Source organism: Spirosoma pomorum (genome assembly GCF_054776615.1).
This window is the reverse complement of the sequence record NZ_BAAHBP010000001.1, coordinates 879494-899658: the sequence shown is the minus strand read 5'-3', so window position 1 is coordinate 899658 and position 20165 is coordinate 879494. Positions and strand designations below refer to the sequence as shown.

Annotated in this window: 18 protein-coding genes; 12 read left to right on the top strand and 6 right to left on the bottom strand. The window is 53.0% G+C overall.

Annotated elements, in window-relative coordinates:
- The first annotated feature begins 125 nt into the window (after positions 1-125).
- From ACYVAD_RS03765 to ACYVAD_RS03740, 6 genes are all read left to right on the top strand, one after another.
- Positions 126-2024 (top strand): family 16 glycoside hydrolase, encoded by a 1899-nt coding sequence (locus ACYVAD_RS03765; protein WP_461138119.1) that lies wholly within the window; start codon positions 126-128, stop codon positions 2022-2024.
- Between the two features lie 12 nt (positions 2025-2036).
- Entirely contained in the window at positions 2037-4091 is a 2055-nt protein-coding gene (locus ACYVAD_RS03760) for a c-type cytochrome (protein ID WP_461138118.1), read from the top strand.
- Between the two features lie 233 nt (positions 4092-4324).
- Positions 4325-5977, top strand: coding sequence for a S41 family peptidase (locus ACYVAD_RS03755; RefSeq protein ID WP_461138117.1), 1653 nt, complete (start codon positions 4325-4327; stop codon positions 5975-5977).
- Between the two features lie 200 nt (positions 5978-6177).
- Positions 6178-6546, top strand: a complete 369-nt coding sequence (locus ACYVAD_RS03750; RefSeq protein WP_461138116.1) for a DUF7674 family protein — start codon at positions 6178-6180, stop codon at positions 6544-6546.
- Positions 6547-6582: 36 nt separating this feature from the next.
- A complete protein-coding gene (locus ACYVAD_RS03745; protein ID WP_461138115.1) occupies positions 6583-7170 on the top strand; it encodes a GNAT family N-acetyltransferase in 588 nt (195 codons plus the stop codon).
- A 227-nt stretch (positions 7171-7397) separates the two neighbouring features.
- Positions 7398-7640 carry a TraR/DksA family transcriptional regulator gene (locus tag ACYVAD_RS03740; protein WP_461138114.1) on the top strand — a complete coding sequence of 81 codons (243 nt, stop codon included), beginning with the start codon at positions 7398-7400 and terminating at the stop codon, positions 7638-7640.
- Between the two features lie 82 nt (positions 7641-7722).
- On the opposite strand, the gene ACYVAD_RS03735 is transcribed toward ACYVAD_RS03740, so the two are convergent.
- From ACYVAD_RS03735 to ACYVAD_RS03725, 3 genes are all read right to left on the bottom strand, one after another.
- The gene (locus tag ACYVAD_RS03735; RefSeq protein WP_461138113.1) at positions 7723-8451 is read right to left on the bottom strand and encodes an SDR family oxidoreductase; all 729 of its coding nucleotides are present in this window, start codon (positions 8449-8451) and stop codon (positions 7723-7725) included.
- Positions 8452-8625: 174 nt separating this feature from the next.
- Positions 8626-9972 carry a thioredoxin fold domain-containing protein gene (locus tag ACYVAD_RS03730; RefSeq protein WP_461138112.1) on the bottom strand — a complete coding sequence of 449 codons (1347 nt, stop codon included), beginning with the start codon at positions 9970-9972 and terminating at the stop codon, positions 8626-8628.
- Between the two features lie 264 nt (positions 9973-10236).
- Positions 10237-11100, bottom strand: a complete 864-nt coding sequence (locus ACYVAD_RS03725; RefSeq protein WP_461138111.1) for a hypothetical protein — start codon at positions 11098-11100, stop codon at positions 10237-10239.
- Between the two features lie 160 nt (positions 11101-11260).
- On the opposite strand from ACYVAD_RS03725, the gene ACYVAD_RS03720 reads away from it, so the two are divergent.
- The gene (locus ACYVAD_RS03720) at positions 11261-12865 is read left to right on the top strand and encodes an McrB family protein (protein ID WP_461138110.1); all 1605 of its coding nucleotides are present in this window, start codon (positions 11261-11263) and stop codon (positions 12863-12865) included.
- 58 nt (positions 12866-12923) lie between these two features.
- Positions 12924-13955 carry a galactitol-1-phosphate 5-dehydrogenase gene (locus ACYVAD_RS03715; protein WP_461138109.1) on the top strand — a complete coding sequence of 344 codons (1032 nt, stop codon included), beginning with the start codon at positions 12924-12926 and terminating at the stop codon, positions 13953-13955.
- An 8-nt stretch (positions 13956-13963) separates the two neighbouring features.
- Here ACYVAD_RS03715 and ACYVAD_RS03710 read toward each other — a convergent pair whose 3' ends face one another.
- On the bottom strand, positions 13964-14374 hold the full coding sequence (locus ACYVAD_RS03710; RefSeq protein WP_461138108.1) for a hypothetical protein: 411 nt from the start codon (positions 14372-14374) through the stop codon (positions 13964-13966).
- A 1-nt stretch (position 14375) separates the two neighbouring features.
- The gene (locus ACYVAD_RS03705) at positions 14376-14801 is read right to left on the bottom strand and encodes a hypothetical protein (protein ID WP_461138107.1); all 426 of its coding nucleotides are present in this window, start codon (positions 14799-14801) and stop codon (positions 14376-14378) included.
- Between the two features lie 211 nt (positions 14802-15012).
- Between ACYVAD_RS03705 and ACYVAD_RS03700 the strand changes: the two genes are divergently transcribed.
- The 4 genes from ACYVAD_RS03700 (at position 15013) to ACYVAD_RS03685 (ending at position 18745) form a co-directional block, all read left to right on the top strand.
- On the top strand, positions 15013-15387 hold the full coding sequence (locus ACYVAD_RS03700) for a hypothetical protein (protein WP_461138106.1): 375 nt from the start codon (positions 15013-15015) through the stop codon (positions 15385-15387).
- Between the two features lie 145 nt (positions 15388-15532).
- The gene (locus tag ACYVAD_RS03695; protein ID WP_461138105.1) at positions 15533-16618 is read left to right on the top strand and encodes a Gfo/Idh/MocA family protein; all 1086 of its coding nucleotides are present in this window, start codon (positions 15533-15535) and stop codon (positions 16616-16618) included.
- Between the two features lie 136 nt (positions 16619-16754).
- On the top strand, positions 16755-17120 hold the full coding sequence (locus tag ACYVAD_RS03690) for a hypothetical protein (protein WP_461138104.1): 366 nt from the start codon (positions 16755-16757) through the stop codon (positions 17118-17120).
- Positions 17121-17146: 26 nt separating this feature from the next.
- Positions 17147-18745 carry an FAD-binding protein gene (locus ACYVAD_RS03685; RefSeq protein ID WP_461138103.1) on the top strand — a complete coding sequence of 533 codons (1599 nt, stop codon included), beginning with the start codon at positions 17147-17149 and terminating at the stop codon, positions 18743-18745.
- A gap of 93 nt (positions 18746-18838) precedes the next feature.
- Here ACYVAD_RS03685 and ACYVAD_RS03680 read toward each other — a convergent pair whose 3' ends face one another.
- Positions 18839-20149, bottom strand: coding sequence for a RagB/SusD family nutrient uptake outer membrane protein (locus ACYVAD_RS03680; protein ID WP_461138102.1), 1311 nt, complete (start codon positions 20147-20149; stop codon positions 18839-18841).
- Positions 20150-20165: the final 16 nt, after the last annotated feature.

The following is a 20165-nucleotide window of genomic DNA, read 5'->3' as shown; positions in this document are numbered from 1 at the left end:
TACCCTATTACCAATGATGCGTTTCATTCCTGTCGGCTGACAACGGAGCGAATTGTTGGTAATAGGGTAACTAGCTCTCTTTGTCGCCTTTGTAGTCCAACTAGTTTATTTAATCTTTTCACAGAATGTTTCACTTATCTGCAGCCCGGACAATCGGACTCAGCGGACTGCTCCTGAGCGGTCTGCTGAGTCCGGTATCGGGCCAGCCACAACCGACGGGAGCGCAGCCCGGCACTATACCACTGACGGATCTTCAGGCTTTTCGACAAGCTGGCGGGTCCTCATCCAATGACTCGCCTGGCAAAAACTGGCGCATCGTTGGCGACGTTAACGCCGACTTGAGTCGCGAGAATAGCATTACGACCAAAGCCGGAACGGGCATACTGGTCAACCAGAACGATAGCAAAAACAACAGCAATCTGCTGACGAAGCTTGAGCACGGCGACCTGGATCTTGAGTTCGACTATCTAATGGCGAAAGGCTCCAATTCGGGTGTTTACCTGCAGGGACGGTATGAAATTCAGCTTATGGATAGCTGGGGCAGTAAAACCGCTAAAGTCGGCGATAATGGCTCCATCTATCAGCGCTGGGACGACAGCCGTCCGGCGGGGCAGCAGGGCTACGAAGGTCAAGCGGCCCGGCAGAACGCGAGCCGTGCGCCCGGCCTCTGGCAACACATGCGTATTTCGTTTCTGGCACCCCGCTTCGACGCGAGTGGCCGGAAAATTGAAAATGCTAAAATCATCCGGGCTGAGCTGAACGGCGTAACGATCCACGAAAACGTTACGTTAACCGGCCCAACCCGTGGGCCGCTGAAAAACGACGAAACTGCGAAGGGCCCGTTGCTGATTCAGGGAGATCACGGCCCCGTGGCTTTCCGGAACATTCGTTACGTCGCGTTTGATAAACCCCGCCCCGAACTGGTTGACCTGACGTATGCGGTATATGGTGGGCAGTTTGAGAAGGAACCCGGAACTGACAGCAAGCCCCCCGAAGCAAAAGGGCCGGCCAATGGGCTGTCGGCGGGCGTAACGCGCAACTCAAATAACTTCCTTGTTCGCTACGATGGCACCATGCGGGTAAAGGAGGCTGGTACATACACGTTGAACCTCAACGGCGCTGGTGGCTACACACGGTTAAAAATTGGGGATAAAGTCGTTATCCCCTGGAGTAATGCGGGTCGGCGTCCGGGTGTCCAACTGGCCCTGGCTGCTGGTGATCAGCCGGTCGAAATCCTGTATTCTAAGCTGTCGGCTCGGGCTACCCCGTCGATTAATCTGTCGTTGCAGGGCGACGGTCTGCGTGAGTTTATCGTGGGCGATAATAGCGTTGAATTTGGTGGCGAAGGCCCAATCTTAATCGACGCGCCGAAGACGACGGTTCTGCGTAGCTTCATGGACGTTCCTAATGAAAATGGACAGGGACGCCGGGTGCGCGTTACACACGCAGTATCGGTGGGCAGTCCTGAGCAGGTCCATTATACGTACGACCTGGACAAAGGGGCTATCGTGCAGGTATGGCGGGGTCAGTTTCTGGATGCTACGCCCATGTGGAACAACCGGGGCGACGGCTCGTCGCGACCAACGGGCATGGTACAGCGGCTGGGTGTCCCAACGCTGGCAATTGGCCGGATGGCTTCCGCGCAGGCGGCCTGGCCTACCGATACGACGGGTAGCAAGTTCCGGCCACTGGGCTACGCTCTGGACGATAACGACCAGCCTACGTTTATGTACACCGCGCATGGCGTCAGTGTAGAAGACGCAATTCGGGTTCTGCCTAACGGCGAAGGAATCCGGCGGGAGATGACATTCAAAAGCCCGGTTGATGGCCTGTTCGCCCGACTGGCAGAGGGAGGTTCTATCGAGGCTATGGCCGACAACAGTTACCTGATTGATGGGAAAGCGTACTACCTGCGGCTGGATGACAGCAAAGGCATCAAACCTACCGTTCGGCAGATAGGTAATCGGCAGGAGCTGATCGTACCCGTGAAGAATAATACGCTGAGTTATTCGATCTTATTCTGATTATACTTACCCATGACGTTTATACACACAAGTCGGCTACGGCATACGCTTGGATCGTTGGTAACAACGGCGGTTTTGCTGGCGGTAACGGCTCCATTTAGCCAGGCGCAGGAGTCGCCGAAGGAAGAAGATTTTTTCAAAGTCATGCGGGTGCCCGCGCCGGAAGGAACCCTGCTCGAAGTAGGCGGGCTAACGGTTTTACCCAACGGTGATCTGGGCATTGCCACGCGCAGGGGCGATATCTTTCTGGTTGAAAACCCAACCAGCCGACGCCCGTTTTTTCGGAAAATAGCCTCGGGTCTGCACGAAGTGCTGGGCCTGGTTTATAAAGACGGCGCTCTGTACTGCGCGCAGCGGGGCGAGTTAACGAAGCTGGTGGACCTGAACAAGGACGGCAAAGTTGACCGACTCGAAACCGTATTTGCCTGGCCGTTGTCGGGTCACTACCATGAATACAGCTTCGGTCCGAAAGTAGCACCAGACGGCTCGTTTTTCGTATCGGGTAACGTAGCGTTCGGCGACGAAGAATGGTGGGCGGGTGAAAGCCGTGTCCCCTGGCGGGGCTGGGTCATGCACATCACCCCCGACGGGAAGATGGAGCCCTGGGCAACCGGTGTTCGCTCCCCATGCGGTTTGGGTATGATCGACGGCGAACTATTCTATACCGATAACCAGGGCGACTGGATCGGATCGGGTGGGATCTGGCATTTAAAAAAAGGAGCCTGGGTCGGGCACCCGGCGGGGCTGCGCTGGACCGATGCGGCCAACTCGCCGGTAAAACTCAAACCTGAGCAGGTGTACGCCAAAGTCGATTCCCGGCGTCGGCGCGACGAGCAGGGGCGGGCTATCAAACCCGAAAACGTAGTCAACGAAACGCCGGTGACGCTGTTTGAGATGAAGAAGGAGTTTCCAGAATTGCAATTACCAGCAGTCTGGTTACCCCACGGGATCTTTGGCGTGTCGAACTCGGAGATCGTTCAAATTCCGAAAGGAAGCTTTGGTCCGTTCGAAGGCCAGCTACTGGTCGGCGATCAGGGACAAAGCAAGATCATGCGTGTCTTCATGGAGAAAGTGAACGGTGAGTTTCAGGGCGCAGCTTTTGATTTCCGCAGTGGGTTCCAGTCGGGCGTATTACGTATGGCCTGGGGCAACGATGGTTCGTTGTTCGTGGGCGAAACCAACCGGGGCTGGGGCTCGGCGGGCGAAGCGGCTGAAGGCTTACAGCGGCTGGTCTGGAACGAAAAAACACCGTTTGACATGAAAGCGGTACGCGCCATGCCCGACGGCTTTGAAATCGAATTTACGTCGCCCGTCGACCGGAAATCAGCGGAGGATATCGCTTCGTACACAGTGGAAAGCTTTGTTTACAAATACCATCCTGTGTACGGTAGTCCACCGATCAATCGGGAGGATAACGGTATTAAAGGCGTTAAAGTATCGGCTGATGGTATGAAAGCCCGTATCGTTGTTGACAACATGCGGCAATACTACATCCACGGTCTGCGTCTGGACGGTGTTCGGAGTTCCGAAGGTTCATACTCGCTGGTTCATCCGTTGGCGTACTATACGCTGAACAACATTCCGCAGGGTACCAAGCTGACGATGGCTGAACTGAGCACGACGAATTCAGCGACAAAGACGGCGGCTCCTTCGCCAGCGGCTGCGCCGAAGAAAGCAACCGCGACAAAAGCTGGCGCTAAGACGACGGCTAAATCCGTTAAGGGAGGAACGCCATTAGCCGCTGCTACGAAACCCGAAGCCGCGCCGACCTATGAAATGGTGAAAGGACTGCTGGCTAAACATACCTGTCTGGCCTGCCACCAGGCTAACAAACGGCAGATCGGACCGGCCTACGTGGATGTCGCCAAGAGGGGGTACACGAACGAGCAGATTGTCGAGCTGATCCACAGTCCAAAGCCACAGAACTGGCCCGAGTATGCTACCGAGATGCCGCCCATGCCGCAGGTACCTAAAGCCGATGCGCTGAAGATTGCTGCCTGGATCAACTCGCTGGCAACCGATAAGAAAGCAGCTCCTACTCCGGCCAAGAACCCAGACGAGCAATAAGCCGGAGCTGATTCAACGATAAATGAAAACGAAAAAGCCACTACGCGTTCAACGTATAGTGGCTTTTTCGTTGCTAATCTGGTAGGCTTAGTAGGTTTCATCAGTAAACACGAGAGGCTGAATCTTGATCCGTTTCGATTCATGAAAGGTTAATTATTCTTAACAATCGATGGCTGCCTGACGATAAATACGCTGTTTGCTGCTTCTTGCCTGAGTACGTCTATCTGGAGATTATGGCTCGCTGTTTTTGGTTGTTGTGTTTGTGCCTGTTGCCCTGCTTCTCATTTGGTCAATCGGATTCTGTGGCTACCCAAACCCGGAATTTAGTGGCCATCGGAAAAGTCTGGGGGTTTCTTAAATACCATCATCCACGGATCGCTGCGGGGAAAATTGATTGGGACGGTCAGCTCATTCAACTGATTGAGGACGCGCCGTCTATACGGTCTAAGCAGGCACTATCTGCCCGGTTGCTTTCATTAGTCAATGAGCTAGGCTCTGTTGCGGCCTGTCGGTCCTGTTCGTCCGCCGACTCGACTGACTTTACCCAAAATCTGGACCTGAGCTGGCTGACCGATTCATCGCTCTTTAGCTTACCGCTCCGCCAGCAGCTCACCTACCTTGCCGCCAACCGAAACCAACGGAAGAATCGATACGCACACTGGAATTCGTTTCGGAATCGACTGGATTTTCCGGAGCGAGCATATGAAGCCATGGCGTTGCCCAACGCATCGTATCGACTGCTGGGCCTGTTCCGCTACTGGAACATCATCGAGTACTTCCACCCGGCTAAGTACACGTTCACCCGCGATTGGGACCAGGTGCTGACGGCGTTTATCCCTACGTTTCAGCAGGCCACCGACACGCTCCGTTATCAGAACGCCCTACAGCAGCTCATCAGTACTATCCATGATGGTCACGCTGAGCTCTCTATTCCAACGGCTTATCGAATTACTCCAAAGCACTCTGTTCTGTGGCCGTCGTTCGAGTGGAGACTAGTAGGCGATACATTGCTGGTGCTCCAATCGTTCAACGATTCATTGAGTCGCCTTGATGATATCCGTCGGGGAGACCGTCTGATTCAGGTGGACGGTCAGTCTATTTCGGACATCATTGATCAGCACGCGCCGAATTTCTCCGCTTCAAATCGGTCTACGCTGGCTCATTACCTTCAACGAGGATTGCTGGTAGGGACTAACCCATCGATTGAGGTTGAATTAATACGCGATGGGCAACGACTCCGCCGGGTAGCGCACCGGTACGTATTCAATCAATTTGGCTACCAACCACAGTCGCTTTTTCAAGCCAACGTTGTTCCCCCAACTATCGGCTATGTTGACCTGAGTACGTTACGAGTGAGTGACGTGAAACGGGTCATGAAGCAGTACAGAAACCATCGGGGAATCATTTTCGATATGCGGGGCTATCCAAAGGGTACGTTTCAGCGGTTGGGCGACTACCTGAATCCGGAACCGCGCGGTTTTGCGCGCTATACCGAGCCTGATTTGTTACGTCCCGGGTTATTCAAATGGACTAAAATTCGGTATGTCGGCCGGAAAAATGCGGACTACTACCGGGGTAAAGTCGCCATTCTCTGCAACAGTTTCACGCAAAGTGCAGCGGAGTCAACCTGCATGGCCCTTCGAACCGCACCCCGCGCCAAAATTATTGGGACCCAGTCGGCGGGCGCCAACGGGGATGTGAGCTACGTTCGTTTTCCGGGCGGATACCAAACTCGCTTCAGTGGCCGGGGCGTTTATACAATGGATGGGCAACTCGTACTAGGCCCAGGCGTTCCCATCGATATCGTGGCAAAACCGAGCAGTGATGACGTGTTGACTGGTACCGACCGGGCCTTACAAACGGCTATCGACTGGATTGGTCGATAGCCGTTTGGCGATAGGTAAAACCCCGCCGAATGCTGGCGAAGCTTTTTCATTTTGAAAAGCGACCTTATCAATATGGATCGATTTTTGGATTTATTTTATATAAGGTCAGTTCGTTAACGTGTAGACAGTCAAGTGGTTGCCTTGGTTGTTAATACGGTGGTATTCAATTGGCATACTTGTACAGAAAAAGTATGCTACTTATGGAAATCGTCATTAATCAAACCAACCTTCGCAGCTTGTTGATCGAACAGATTCCAGAAGCGAAGAAAGAATTCCGTATTCTACCCGGTGAGGCTAGTGTGTACACCACGCTGCATAAACTGTACGAAGTTACGTCCATTTTAGCCCACCAAAACCAGTTCAAAGCCGTAAAACGGTGCCTACTAGTCGCTGAAGACTTACTGCTTCATGCCGAACCGGCCATCAAGAATGCCGTCTCAAACGTATTTCTCGTATATCTGGGGCGTCTGCTTGACAAGAAAGATTCGCGGGCGGAAGTGCTCAACTATCTCTTACCACGAGCGCTACGTGCTGAGTACCGTCGTCAATTAACAAACTGTCTTCCTTAATTAACCTGTAGCCAGTTGCTTACGCAACTGATTCAAATGGATACTGACTGTAAAATTTCGGTTGCCTCCTGCGATCACGTTGCTCAGGCGGAGTCAATTTGTCGCCAGATGGCGCAGAGTGCCCTGGGCCGGGGAACGGGTATTGCGGGGCGTACGCCAGCGTATGTGCGGCAGAAGATGCTGGAAGGCAAAGCCGTTATCGCTATGCTTCCCGACGGAAAATGGGCTGGCTTCGCTTATCTGGACATATGGGAGGGAGGGGCTTTTGTTTCGCAGTCTGGTCTGATCGTCGATCCTGACTGTCGACAACACGGTGTAGCCCGACAACTGAAATACGCGTTGTTCACGCTGAGCCGACAACTTTTTCCGAAGGCGAAAATCTTTAGTATTACCACTAGCCAGGCTGTGATGACGATCAATACCCAGCTTGGCTTCCGGCCGGTAGCCTTTTCGGAATTGCCACAAGAAACCCCTTTCTGGGCGCAGTGTAATACCTGCCAGAACTGCGACATCTTGGCCCGAACCGGTAAAAAGTATTGCTTATGTACCGGTATGCTGTTTGACCCAGCTATTGCTGCGCCCACTCCGGCTTTAGTAACTAAAACGTATGCTTGCCGCAGTTAGTAACAGCTTCATAGCAGCATGACTTTCGCGCGGGTAATGCGTCGATAAATATGCCCCAGGCACAACTTTCTTTAAGATGAAAATTCGTATAGCTTTGCTAGGTTTTTTTGAAAGTATATGTTTGATTATCAGATGATTGTGTAAAAAGTAATAACGCTGATTTTTGTCTAATTAGGGCACTATACAGGCTGGTTACGGGTTTTATAAATAGCTAATCAATCGACGTTATGTACTGTAGTAAATGTGGTAATCTGATCCCCGAAGCGCGGCTGAAAGCGTTGCCAACGGCCAAAACCTGCGTACACTGTTCGCAGGCGCAACGCGTGGCTGGCTTCCCGATGATTACGGGCAAAACCGAGTATTCAGCGCTGCAGATTATGTCGCAGGCCGACGCTCAACAGTTAAGCAAAATGGGCGCTCGTCGCGGGATGGGAGCCTCTACCTATATGAAGCGGGAGAAGCGGACGTAGCGCTCTTCCCAGGCTTTTTCTTTTACCTCGACCTTGGCAGGTTATCGGCCTGCGCTCCAGTGAGCGCAGGCCGTTTTGTTCGTTAAGCCATTGGGTTCATACGGGCGAACGTAGTACGCAGTTCGTCGGGCGTCGCTTTCGCCATCACATCGCTGAAGCCGAACGTTAGCTCCGTCTTGCCCGCTTTGAGTTGCTCGAAAATGGCGTCGATAAAGGCGCTTACGGGCGGAGCCTGGTCGTGCAGTCCTTTGCCACCCAGATCGGTATTGAGGGCCGGTGGAATTACCTCGATGACCTCAATGTTTTTGGGAGTTAGCAACGCGCGTAACGATAGCGTGAACGAGTGGAAAAACGCTTTGGTAGCCGAATAAACAGGCACTTTGGTCAGTGGCACGAACGCTAAGCCCGACGTTACGTTGAGGATGGTCGTCAGCGAGGGGAGGTTGATGAATAGCGACGTCAGTTCTAACGGGGCTTCGACATTGATAGCCAATTCCGCTTTTGCCCGTGAAAAGAAATCATCATCCGATACCGACATCCATTGCTGGACACCCGCGTTGTTGACCAATACGTTCAGGTCTGGATGCTCCTCGGCAATCCACTGGTAAAGTGCCTGTCGGTCTTCGGAAAGCGACAGATCACAAACCCGGCTGATGACAGACGGGTGTTTGGCTGTTACGTCGTTGAGGACATCCTCCCGGCGACCGCAAATGATGACGGTATTTCCTTCCTGCACAAACCGCTCGGTGAGGCCCAGCCCGATCCCTGATGCGCCACCCGTAATCAGAATTTTGTTATTCGAAATGTTCATAATCGCTTAATTGTCTGGAACGACTAATGGTTAACCAAGGCCAGTAGAAGTGAGACAAAGGTAAGCCGTCAGAGCAGCAGACGCCTTGCGCCAGTCAAACCAATACTTGCTTTAATCACACTCATCATCAGGCGACAGGTCGAATACAGAAGGATTTAGGGGCCTTTTTGCCCGCTAAAGCGTTCCCGTCTGCATCTTTTTGAGCGTTTCCTCCAGGGTTGCTACAAAAGGAGAGTTCCGTTCTTTCTCTTTATTGATTGCTTTTCGTTGCCAGGTCAATGCTTCGTCTTTACGGCCAAGTCGGTAAAGAATGTGAGCGTACGTATCCAGTAAACTACCATCCTCGCGGTATTCGAGGCTACGCTTCGACCAGCTCAGGGCTTTCTGTAGATAGGTAGAGTCACGGGTAAGCGCCTGAAAATCCCAGGCGGCCTGGTTCAGGGCTGACACGTAACGTTGGGTGTTGGGATAAGGAGCAAAAGAGCCATTCGATGATGGTGGTCCTGACGGAGCAGTCCCGGTCATTTCGCCCCGCATGCGCCGCTGCATATCCAGTTCATCCAGCTTTTGGATCGAATCGACGCGCGCGGTCATAAACTCAGCATCGTAATAGGAGGAGGCTTGACGAAGATACCGCAGTGTATCCTGCGTTTCCCGGTAGTAGCGCATCATGACCCAGTCTCGAGCGGCCATTCCAGCCTTGTAATTATTCTGATAGGTACGCCTTCTAAAGTCGGCTGTGCGGTGGGCCAGCAAGCTATTTTTCTCGTTGATTGCTTTACGGAGCGAATTATTAATAATTCGATTATTTAGCTCAATCGCTTTGTTCCAGCCAACCGCTTTGTACAAACTGTCTACCCGGAAATACTGCGAGCGAAAAATAGAATCGGGCTTACTGCCAACAACGGGCCCCTGCTCAAAAACGAACCGCAGGAGGTCCGCTGACCGGAGGGAGTCCTGAGGGAGATGCGTTACGTAGTCGTCCAGTAACTCCTGCACGGAGAGTCCCGTTTCCCGGCGCCGGGTGATGTAGTTGCGCATGAACGTCGACGAACGCTCCCCTTTGGCGTACGCTTCCGAAAAGGAAGCCATGGGCCGTTGCTTATTCTTTACGATGGCTTCTTCCGCCTTTTCTAGGTACGCCCGGTCGAAGCTCGTAGCGCCACAATAGCGAGCAAGTGGGTTTTCGTCGGTATCTAAATACACCGATGAGGGCGTGCACTCAACGGCTAGTTTATTGGCCAACTCTTTTCCCAGACCTGCCGTACCATCAATGCGGAAACTGATAAAATGCTGGGCGAATTTCTCGCGTACTAGTGGACTGTTGAAGGCCTGCGCGGTCATGACATCGCACGAGCCGCAGGTGGGATTGTCAAACTGCAGAAATAAAAGCTTCTTCTGTTTCTTGGCCTTGGCGACGGCACTGGCCCAGTTTCCCTTTTCAAAAACGATGCCTTGGGCATGGAGCAAACCACTGGTTAATAAGACCAACAGGATAGTGATTGTACAAACTACTCTCATGAAACGATGAACGTGATGTGAGCTGGCAAGATAAACAACCGAAATAATATGCTGATGCAGTCGGAGTACTCATTCCATTAAAAAACTGGCTGGAAATTCGTTTTTGATACGTCAAAACCCATAAAGGGGACTTTATCCTGGCGTGGGAGAAAAGTCCCCTTTAGGGGTTTTGACGGTTTCTAGGTCTACAGCTTTTTTTACGAGTGATCCACCATTCACCTGAACAGTTTCGGTTAGTAAGAACAAGCTTGGCGACGAGTGAAATCAGTTACACTGATACGTAAAGGATTGGCGGTTTTTCTTGGTCGTGGGAGCCGGAACGCTGGACTGATAGAGTAGGGCGGTTTGGTCCTGGCTGGTCAGATGGCCGTTGCTGTCGTAGGTCGGTGCGTACGTGGTTGCTTCTCGCATCGTCGACCGGGCACCGGCCGTTGTGAGATCAAACGTCTGGAACGAGAGCGGTGTCTTGGTGTGCCAGAATCGTCCCGGCTTGGTTTCCACCGTCTGCGTCAGGGCAATCAGGGTAAGCAGTGGCCGTTCGCTGAAACCAGCGTAGACTGACGACCGGGAGTCAAATACGTATTCGGTTTCCTGCTCCGAGACCACTCCGGTACGTAACGTAAATTTGGCCCGTTCTAACGTAAGATTTCCTGCATTGTCGTAAGTAAATGAATAGGCCCGTTCGGTCGTCAGCGAGTTGGTTGGCAGCACTCGACGACTTTCGACAATTCGGGTTAGAGCTCCGCCTGAGTTGTATTCCAGCGCGAACGTCGATTGAACCACGTCCGAGCGGGTGAACGTCGCGCTAACGGGCTGGCTTGTAGCCGACCCGTAGCCCAGCGTAATCATTTCCTGGCCGTTGACCGCCTGCGTTACGCGTTGATTGGCCGAAGTAAGTTGAAAGAGCGCGTCTTTGTTCGACGATTTCTCGCCGATGGCAGTCACCGTCGTATTGGAGTACGTAAACGTTCGCGCCATCTCGTCGGTGAGTCGGCCGCTGGTTTCGACCAGCTGATCGGTGGTACTGAGAAGCTGACACGTAGGCGTTGGCTGGGCATTGTCATCGTTGTGACAAGCCGACAAAATGACCAACAGAACAAGCGGAAGAAAACGTAACGAAAGACGCATAATGAATTGAATAAAGGACGGGCGAACCGTCAGACGAATGTACCGGAAAAGAGGGAAAAGTTGTAGCTTCGCAGTGATTACATTGGCCAGAACGACGCAACCGTGACCCCGAAAAACGTTGTCTATCTGCGGCCCTACTATTTGACCCATTACTTTATTTGTGTCAACCGATTCGCAACAATCAGCCCTGGTCGAACAAATTCGCGACATTGGCCATCCCGAAGCCGTCCGCCGATTTTTTGGGCTGTTAAAAGAACTGATCGATATTGTTAACCTGCCCAACGGCGACGCCAAACTGGCGTTTACGGTACGTAAGGACCAGCACGCCATCACCGCGAACGTCAACTTCGTGTGGGGGCTTCGATTGGTCAAACCCCACCGTGGGGAAGCTGAATACTGGCTAACTGTCAAAAAATCGTGCCAGGAACAACTGCTGGATTATGAGGAGCTTGACTTTAGCCAAATTAGCGAAAAGTCGAACTACATAGCCGCGATCATCGGTCATTCCAACGCGCACTTGCTCTACCAGCCCGCCATTCAGCAGTGCTGGCTGGACTGCCTGCCGGAACTGGTTGAAGCGACCCGGCGGGGGCCGCACTCAGCCCGGCACAATCCCGACATTTACCGGGCTGCCGAAGACGAAGCGTACCTGAGCGAACTGATCCGCCTGGCCGACGACCCAACACTGGGTGATTACGTACCCCGCGAGAACAGCGTAGAGGAGGACAGCGTTGACTATACGCCCGACAATGAACCAGCTCGGCAACCGCTGAACCTGATTCTGTTCGGCCCACCCGGTACCGGGAAAACGCACGCTCTTCAACCGTACTTGGCCGACAAAAACTCGGACCGGGCCAACCTGATTACGTTCCATCCGTCGTACAGCTACGAAGAGTTCGTAGAGGGTATTCGCCCCGAAGCGATCAATAACCAGATCAGCTACCGCGTCCGGAAGGGCATTTTTCACAAGGCCTGTCTGACGGCGGTGCAACAGGCGGGCTACGCGACTATGGCCGACTGCCTGAACGATAAGGCTGATAACCGGCGGCAGAAACTACTGAAAGCACCAGCGCACTACCTGCTGATCGACGAGATCAACCGGGCCAACATTGCCAGCGTATTCGGTGACCTTATTACGTTGCTCGAGCCCGACAAACGGCTCGGGGCCGAAAACGAATTGTGGCTAACGCTGCCCTATTCGACGGAGCGATTTGGTGTGCCGCTGAATCTGCACGTGATCGGTACAATGAACACCACTGACCGCTCCATTGCCCTGCTGGATATTGCACTACGTCGTCGGTTTGCGTTCCGCGAAGTATTGCCCGATCCTTCATTGCTGGGCACGGTTGATGGGGTTGATTTGGCGCAGTTACTGCGTACCGTGAACGAACGGATTGAATACCTGCTCGACCGCGATCATCAACTAGGGCACGCCTACCTGGTGAATGTTACCACGCACGAGGACTTATGCAATGCATTTCGGGAACGTATCATTCCGCTGTTGCAGGAGTACTTTGTGGGCGACTGGCCCAAAATTCAACTAGTGCTGGGTGCCAATCCGGCCTGGAACAGCGATCCGGAGCAGCGGTTGGTTCGGGTGAAGAAGAAATATACGCCTGCGGTCGCTGGTCGGCTTTTTGGTGAGGTGCCGGAGTTTATGGACGAGGTCATTACGTACGAAATTAACCCGCATTTGCAGCGGGGTGAGTATGATCAGCTGCCTTCCGACGTTTTTATAAAAATCTACCAACAGCAACCTGCCTGAACGGCTCGCTATTGGTAGCCTAAACTACTTAACTGTCCGGACTAACCGGATGACGACAATGAAAGCACTGGTTCTGACGGAATACAATCATTTTGAATTACAGGACGTCGATAAACCTACTATTAAACCCAACGAGGTACTGGTACGGGTACAGGCGGTAGGAATTTGCGGATCGGATGTCCACGGCATGGATGGCAGCAGCGGTCGGCGAATTCCGCCTATCGTCATGGGTCACGAAGCATCGGGGATCATCGCCGAAGTGGGTAGCGACGTAAAAGACTGGTCAACTGGCGACCGCGTTACCTTTGATTCGACCGTGTACGCGCTGGACGACTGGTACAGCCGCCGGGGAATGTATAACCTGAGCGATGGGCGGGAAGTCGTAGGCGTATCGACCCCGGATTTCAAACGGCAGGGCGCCTTTGCCGAGTACGTTACCGTGCCGCAGCACATTCTCTACGCCATTCCCGATAACGTTACGTTCACCCAGGCCGCCTTGGTCGAGCCCGTTGCCGTTGCGCTGCACGCCGTGAGTCTGACGCCCATTCAGATCAACGATTCTGCCGTAGTGGTGGGCGCCGGTATGATCGGGCTGTTCGTGATTCAGGCACTGAAGCTGGCGGGCTGTGCAACGATCATCGCCATCGATCTGGACGACGACCGGTTGGCGTTGGCGAAAGAACTCGGCGCCACGCACTCAATTAATGCCCGCTCGGCCGACGTAGCCCAGCAGGTGCAGGCACTTACTCACGGGCGTGGTGCTGACGTGTCGTTTGAGGTAGTAGGCGCCGGACCAACCGTTAAAACCGCCATCGACTGCGTTCGGAAGGGGGCCACCGTTACGTTAGTCGGTAACCTAGCGCCTACGGTCGAGATTCCGTTGCAGGCCGTCGTAACGCGTCAATTGCGTTTGCAGGGCTCGTGCGCCATCAACGGTGAGTACGAAGCCGCCCTGGCGTTGATAGCTTCCGGCCGCATGAACATCGAAGCTATTTTAAGCGCCGAGGTGCCGCTGGCTGAAGGAGCGGACTGGTTTAAGCGGCTATATGACAAAGAGAAAGGCTTGATCAAGGTAGTGCTGAAACCGTAACCGGCCAGTCACTGAACGGATCGATACTGTCTAATGTACGTGCCGTCATTCAACTCCAGTAGGTCAGGGGTCAGTTTCTGAATAGCAGCGGGCGAGACGGTACCTGCGCAGAGCGCATACGGGCAACTGGTCACAGTTGTGTAGACGATTTCTTTGCCTTTGCCGCTAAAATGGGTAGGTGCACAGCACTGCGGGGGTAGTACAACGCCGTCTCGTCTGTAAATCAATGTACCGTCCTGGCGGTATTCGGTATCGTAAACTCCATCCATATCATGCACTATCCACGCTGTATCGCCGATACGTTTGCTTTGGAGCAATTGCCAGCGCTGAAATAGTAAGTTTATGGGACCAACACTGCTGTCCTTCTGGCAGGCGATGCACACGAACAGCAGGATGACGAATGCGAGAATGTGTTTCATGTTACAGATAGGGGATACATATTCGTTCACCTTGTCCCGTTTGTAATACTAGTGTATCAGTGTTCAGGACCTTGATAGTCCAGGATGCTTCGAAAGGCAGGCAATCTACCCGACTACAGAATTCATTATAGTCGACGGGCGGAACTGGTATGTTGCCAACCTGCAAAAAGTTCAGTGTGTCCGTTTGTCGGTGGAAACGATTCGGCGCACAACAAGCTTGGTATCGACCATTGGCTCCGTACAGAATAGTACCATTCGGACGGAAGGTTATGATAGATCTGTCATCCCTGGTTAGGTCAATTAGTCGTCCGTCGCCAAGGCGTAGCTGCGACCAACGCCAGGTTCGATATAAGGGATCGCCCGGATCGACAGATCGATGACAGCTTCCAGCTAGGAGGAAAGTAAGCAGCAGTAAGAAACGGGTCATGGTTGCCAGCGATTTTTACCCAGAAGACCCGCATTGGATACATTACGTTGGAAAGCAATTCTATTTAATTGCACGGGAAAAGGAGAAGCGTATTTTGTTGAGAAGTCTGCCTACAAATGTTGATAGGCCACAAACAATAAACCTGACTAATTGAGTTTTAGGGAAATACTTTTCCGAAGAATTATTTTCCCCCGCAACCTTTACTTTACCTGTGAATTTACGCATACGACCTGACGATCTGGAACAAGCCCCTTATAGAGAAACGGTTCAAACGCTGGCTCAACAGTGGGAAAATGCTGAGTTGCCAAGTCTGGAATTTGACTGCTCAAACTATACCAGATCGCTGAGAACGCTACTGCTAACGACACAAAGTGTGGAGCGAACAACTGCCATTGTGCAGGCCGTTCTGGCTCAGGCTGTGACACTACGTAAAACGGCAGACTGGGTAGATGAAGAACTGAAATTTGAAGGAATGATCGAAGGCGCTGACCGAGCTGATTTTCTCCGGTTCGACCTACAGCAGACTGGAGATGTAGATGATGACCTACTTGATCGGTACAACGAACGAATGAACCGTTTTCAGTAGTTGGTTGTCGTGTTAACCCGGCAGAAGGAATTAGTGAGTACGCAAAATCAAACGAAGGCTTACTTACTGACTAAGTATGGTGCGCTTTATTTCTGCTTATCATCCCCGGTAACGTTGAGCACTTTCTGACGAAATTAATTTTATAATGCCCCATCCCCTCCGAATTGCCATTATTGGTCCTGGTAAAGTTGCTCACCTTCACGCAAAAGGTGTGTTGCAAACGCCCGGTACTGAACTCGTAGCTGTTTATGGCCGAAACCCGGAAAAAACGGCTGCTTTCGCGCAGGTATATGCTATTCCAGCGTATAACGACGTCGCTGAAATGGTGAGTCGCGAGCGGGTAGACCTGTGCCTTGTCTGTACCCCGCACCCGGCCCACTGCGATCCGACGGTGGCTGCGCTGGATGCCGGTTCGCATGTGCTGGTCGAAAAACCACTAGCATCCTCACTGGACGACTGCGATGCAATGCTGGCTGCCGCCAAACGTAGTAATCGTCAGTTGGGGGTAATCAGTCAGCGCCGGTTTTACGCACCCTGCCAACGTATCCGGGAGGCCATTGACACGGGTAAACTGGGCGCGCCCGCGTTGGGCGTCGTGCAGATGTACGGCTGGCGTGATGAAGCGTATTACCAGAGTGACCCCTGGCGCGGTACGTGGTCGGGCGAGGGTGGGGGTGTCCTGGTCAACCAGGCTCCGCATCAGCTTGACCTGCTGCTGTGGTACATGGGCGAGGTAGAGGAAGTCTATGGCGTCTGGCGGAACGTTAATCATCCGTACATCGAAGTAGACGACACGGCGCTGGCTATCGTAAAATTCAAGAATGGAGGTTTAGGTAATATCGTTGTCAGTAATTCACAAAAGCCGGGAATCTTCGGTAAAGTGCACGTTCACGGACAGAACGGCGCATCGGTAGGCGTACAAACCGACGGTGGTGCAATGTTTATCGCCGGGCGGTCAAGTATAGCCGAGCCACCAGTAAATGACCTTTGGACCATCCCAGGCGAAGAAAATCAGCTGGCGCAGTTCGTGGCCGAGGATACCGACTTCTTTAACCAGATCGACGCTACGTCCTATTTCTTCGGACTGCAAATTGCCGACTTCCGAGACGCCATTCGTGAAAACCGCCCTCCGCTGGTTACCGGCGAGGATGGCCGTAACGTCGTCGCGCTCTTCCAGGCAATTTATGAATCGACGAGAACGGGAGAGGTGGTGAAAAGAGGAGAGGAATAGCGGAAGGAGAAAAGGGGAGTACGCTTATTTCTTTCGTCCTTTCGATAGTCGCATTTACCGTTCGATCAGTGAGTTGACTTGGCTATGGTTTGAGATTTATAACTTCTCTGCAGGTAAATCTCAAACTACTTTCGCCATGCACTCTCCCCGATCTGCCAGTTGGCTCGTTCGTATCCCTTTCGGATACGCGAGCCTTTTTTTATGCGTCCTTGGCCTGACATTGTCTAGTTGCGTAACGACCCGTATTGCTACATTGCCCGACTGCCCAGACCCCGATAATGTTCCTTACACTGAGACATTCGTAACGGCGTACTTCTGGGGACTCAAGCAACCCGACGACATCAAACCGCCCTGCGACGACCGTTTCAATCACCTCAACGGTGTGACGGTCAAAACGACCTTTGGGCATTACCTGCTGACGACCGTTACGTTAGGAATCGTCAACAAACGGCGTGTGCGCTGGTGCTGCGCTCCTTACGTTCCTCAACCTGGCTCTATCTGATCTCACCAACTCATTTTCTCTCCACTATGGGCTTCCCGAACGGACTTCAACCGCTGGCGATCAATAGTCTGACGAATCGCCACGAAAATTTTACGCAGGCGCTCACGCCGAATGCATCGTTTAAACTGAGCATTCCCGGTGGGATGCCGGACAGTAAATCGGAGTACCGACAGACGACGGCCAATTTCCAGTGGCTGATCAAACACGCCATCGACAACAATATCCGCCTGCGGGCCATCGGCAAAAACTGGTCGTTTGCCAAAGTCGGCGTTACGAATGGGGGGATTGTCGACACGAATGCCTTAATGCAAACATTCGCCGTGCGGAGCAGTTCAGTCGCGCCGGCTTATCTGGCCGCGGGCAAATTAGCCGACAACCTGTTTTTTACGGAATGTGGCACCACAATTCATATTCTGGAGCAGCTGCTAGATGCACGTAACAGATCGGTACGGGCGTCGGGAGGGAGCAACGGGCAGACGATTGCGGGCGCCACATCGACGGGAACCCACGGCGGAGCGTTTGATTTCGGAGCCGTCCATGATACCATCGTTGGTCTGCACCTCGTTTGCGGCCCTGACCGGCATGTCTGGCTGGAACGGGCGTCGTACCCTGTAGCGGGACAGGCGTTTTTAGATACATTGGACGTAACGGAAGTGATCCGTGATGATGACGTATTCAATGCGGCCGTGGTTAGTTTTGGGTCATTCGGATTTATTCATGGCATCATGCTGGAGGTAGTCGATATGTTCTGGCTCAAGTCGTACAGCAAAACGAGTATTGCGTATGACACGGGACTGAAAAAAGCCATGACCGACTGCGATTTCTCGGAACTGGCCAAAACGCTGGCTATGCCACCCCCTAAGCCCGGCGCTGAGCCCTATCATTTTCAGCTTATTTTCAATCCGCACCAGCTGGATCTGACGGGGGAGGAGGGGACAAAAGGTCCATATGTCCGGGTGTTGTACAAACACCTAACCAAGCCATCCGGTAGTATACCACCCACCAAACCCGGATTTACCTACGGCGACGATACGATGGGACTGATTCAGACGCTGCTCGATCGGATGGTACCCAAACAACTTATTCCCCCGCTGGTCAACGTGCTTTACCCGCAGGCCATCGAACACACGAACGGATGGGTTGGTACGATAAAAGACTTTTTCGGGAGTACAAGCATTCGGGGTAAAGCCGCCAGCGCGGCCATCGGCATCGATGCAAAAGACAGTCCACGCGTATTGGAAGAGGTTGTGGCGCTCAATAAGAAGAAAGCTTTTCCGGGTATTCTGGCGATGCGCTGGGTAAAAATAACCTCCGCTACGTTAGGCTTTACTAAGTTTCCGGTAACCTGTGTGCTGGAACTGGACGGCGTAGACTGCAAACCAACAAGTGAATTTTTCGTGCGGGTCTGGAATCGACTCGATGAGTTGGGAATTCCCTTCACGATGCACTGGGGCAAAATAAATTTCGGCATCGACGCCGACCGCGTCCGAAAAATGTACACCGACGCCAACGTCGACGCCTGGATTGCCGCCCGGAACCGTCTGCTTGATGCCCCCACCCGTACTGTGTTCACGAATGAATTTATGGAAACTTGTGGATTAGATAGGGAAGTGGCTCTTGTTTAAAGAGCAAATCCAAAGAGCGAAAGAATGAATGAAAGAGCGAAAAGGCTGACGCAGCTCCCAAGACGCTCTTTCACTCGTTCATTCTTTCACTCTTTAGTTTGCCGGATCTGCTGGCGTACTTGTGTTATTGTCGCGTTCGGTGAACGGATAAGGCAGAAAGTTACGCGTCCGTTCGGCAGCCGAACTGGGCTGCGTACCTGGGCCAGGGCGGTTGAAGCGTCGACTATCGTCCAGGCGGAAACCCTGGAACGCCAGCTCGATCGCCCGGTTGCGATAGATTTCCGTCAGGACCGCATCGGCCGTTTGCGCACCACTGTAGGCTGGTAATCCTGCGCCTAATCCCCAGGCGTCGGTTGTTTTCGTCAGTACCTTATTCAATTCGGTTATTGCGTTCGCTACGTCGCCTTTACGGGCGTAGGCTTCGGCCCGAATCAGGAGCATTTCGCCGGGCAGATACACCGGAATGGGCGCTGAGTTAGCGGTGTAAAAACCGGTGCCCAGGTTCTGCGAAGACGTCGGGTTCGAGCGGATGTAAAACGCCAGTCGCTTGTCGGCGGAGTTTGGCGCAAGTGAACCCAAAAGCCCCAGCGACGTATTGATGGGCGCGAAAACGTTGACATTGCTAAACGCCGTTTCGAAGATCGGATTACGCGTATTGTCGTCGAACGAGAAAAACGAACGCTGCGTCAGATCCACCCGGCCAGCGGCCGCGATGGCTTTATCATAATCTCCCGCCAGCAGGCTATACCGGGCAATGAGTGCCTGAATGGTATTCGGAATGTTGATGCCCGGTACCAGTCGGTTTGTGGTCAGGTCGGTTGAGACACTGGCTGAACTGACTGTCGTGGCCGCTGCTTCGAGTTGCTGTACGGCTACGCTCAATGCCTGCGTTCGCGTCACGAACGGTGCATTGGTGCCAGTGGTGACGGGCGTCTGCTCAAAGAACTGAGCCAGGGTGCCCAGCGACAGCGCTTTAAAAATGGACGCGTAGGCCACAATCCCGCTTTTTACGTTGGCGTTCGTAACCACCCGATCCGCGTTTTGTAATACGATGTCGGCATTGGCCCGAACGATCTGGCTGGTTGACCAGAGATTCCGAACGACGGCATTACTGCCCGTTACGTTACCGAATCCCAATTCCAGATTCCTTTCGTCGGTGTTTCCCTCGTTCAGTACCCGCAGCTCGCGGGCCGCTATGCCACCAGCTGCGACGGCGTTATATAGCACACCGACACGGGTGGCGGTGTAGCGGTACTGTAAACCATTGATGAGGGTAATCAGCCCGTCGGTTGAATTGATAACCTGCTGCTCGGTGGCGACGCTCGGGTTCAGGTATTGTTCCTGGCAGGCATTCAGCCCCATGAGTGAGGCCAGTAGCGCACTATAAAGGATGATTTTTTTCATGATGTCAGTGGACGAA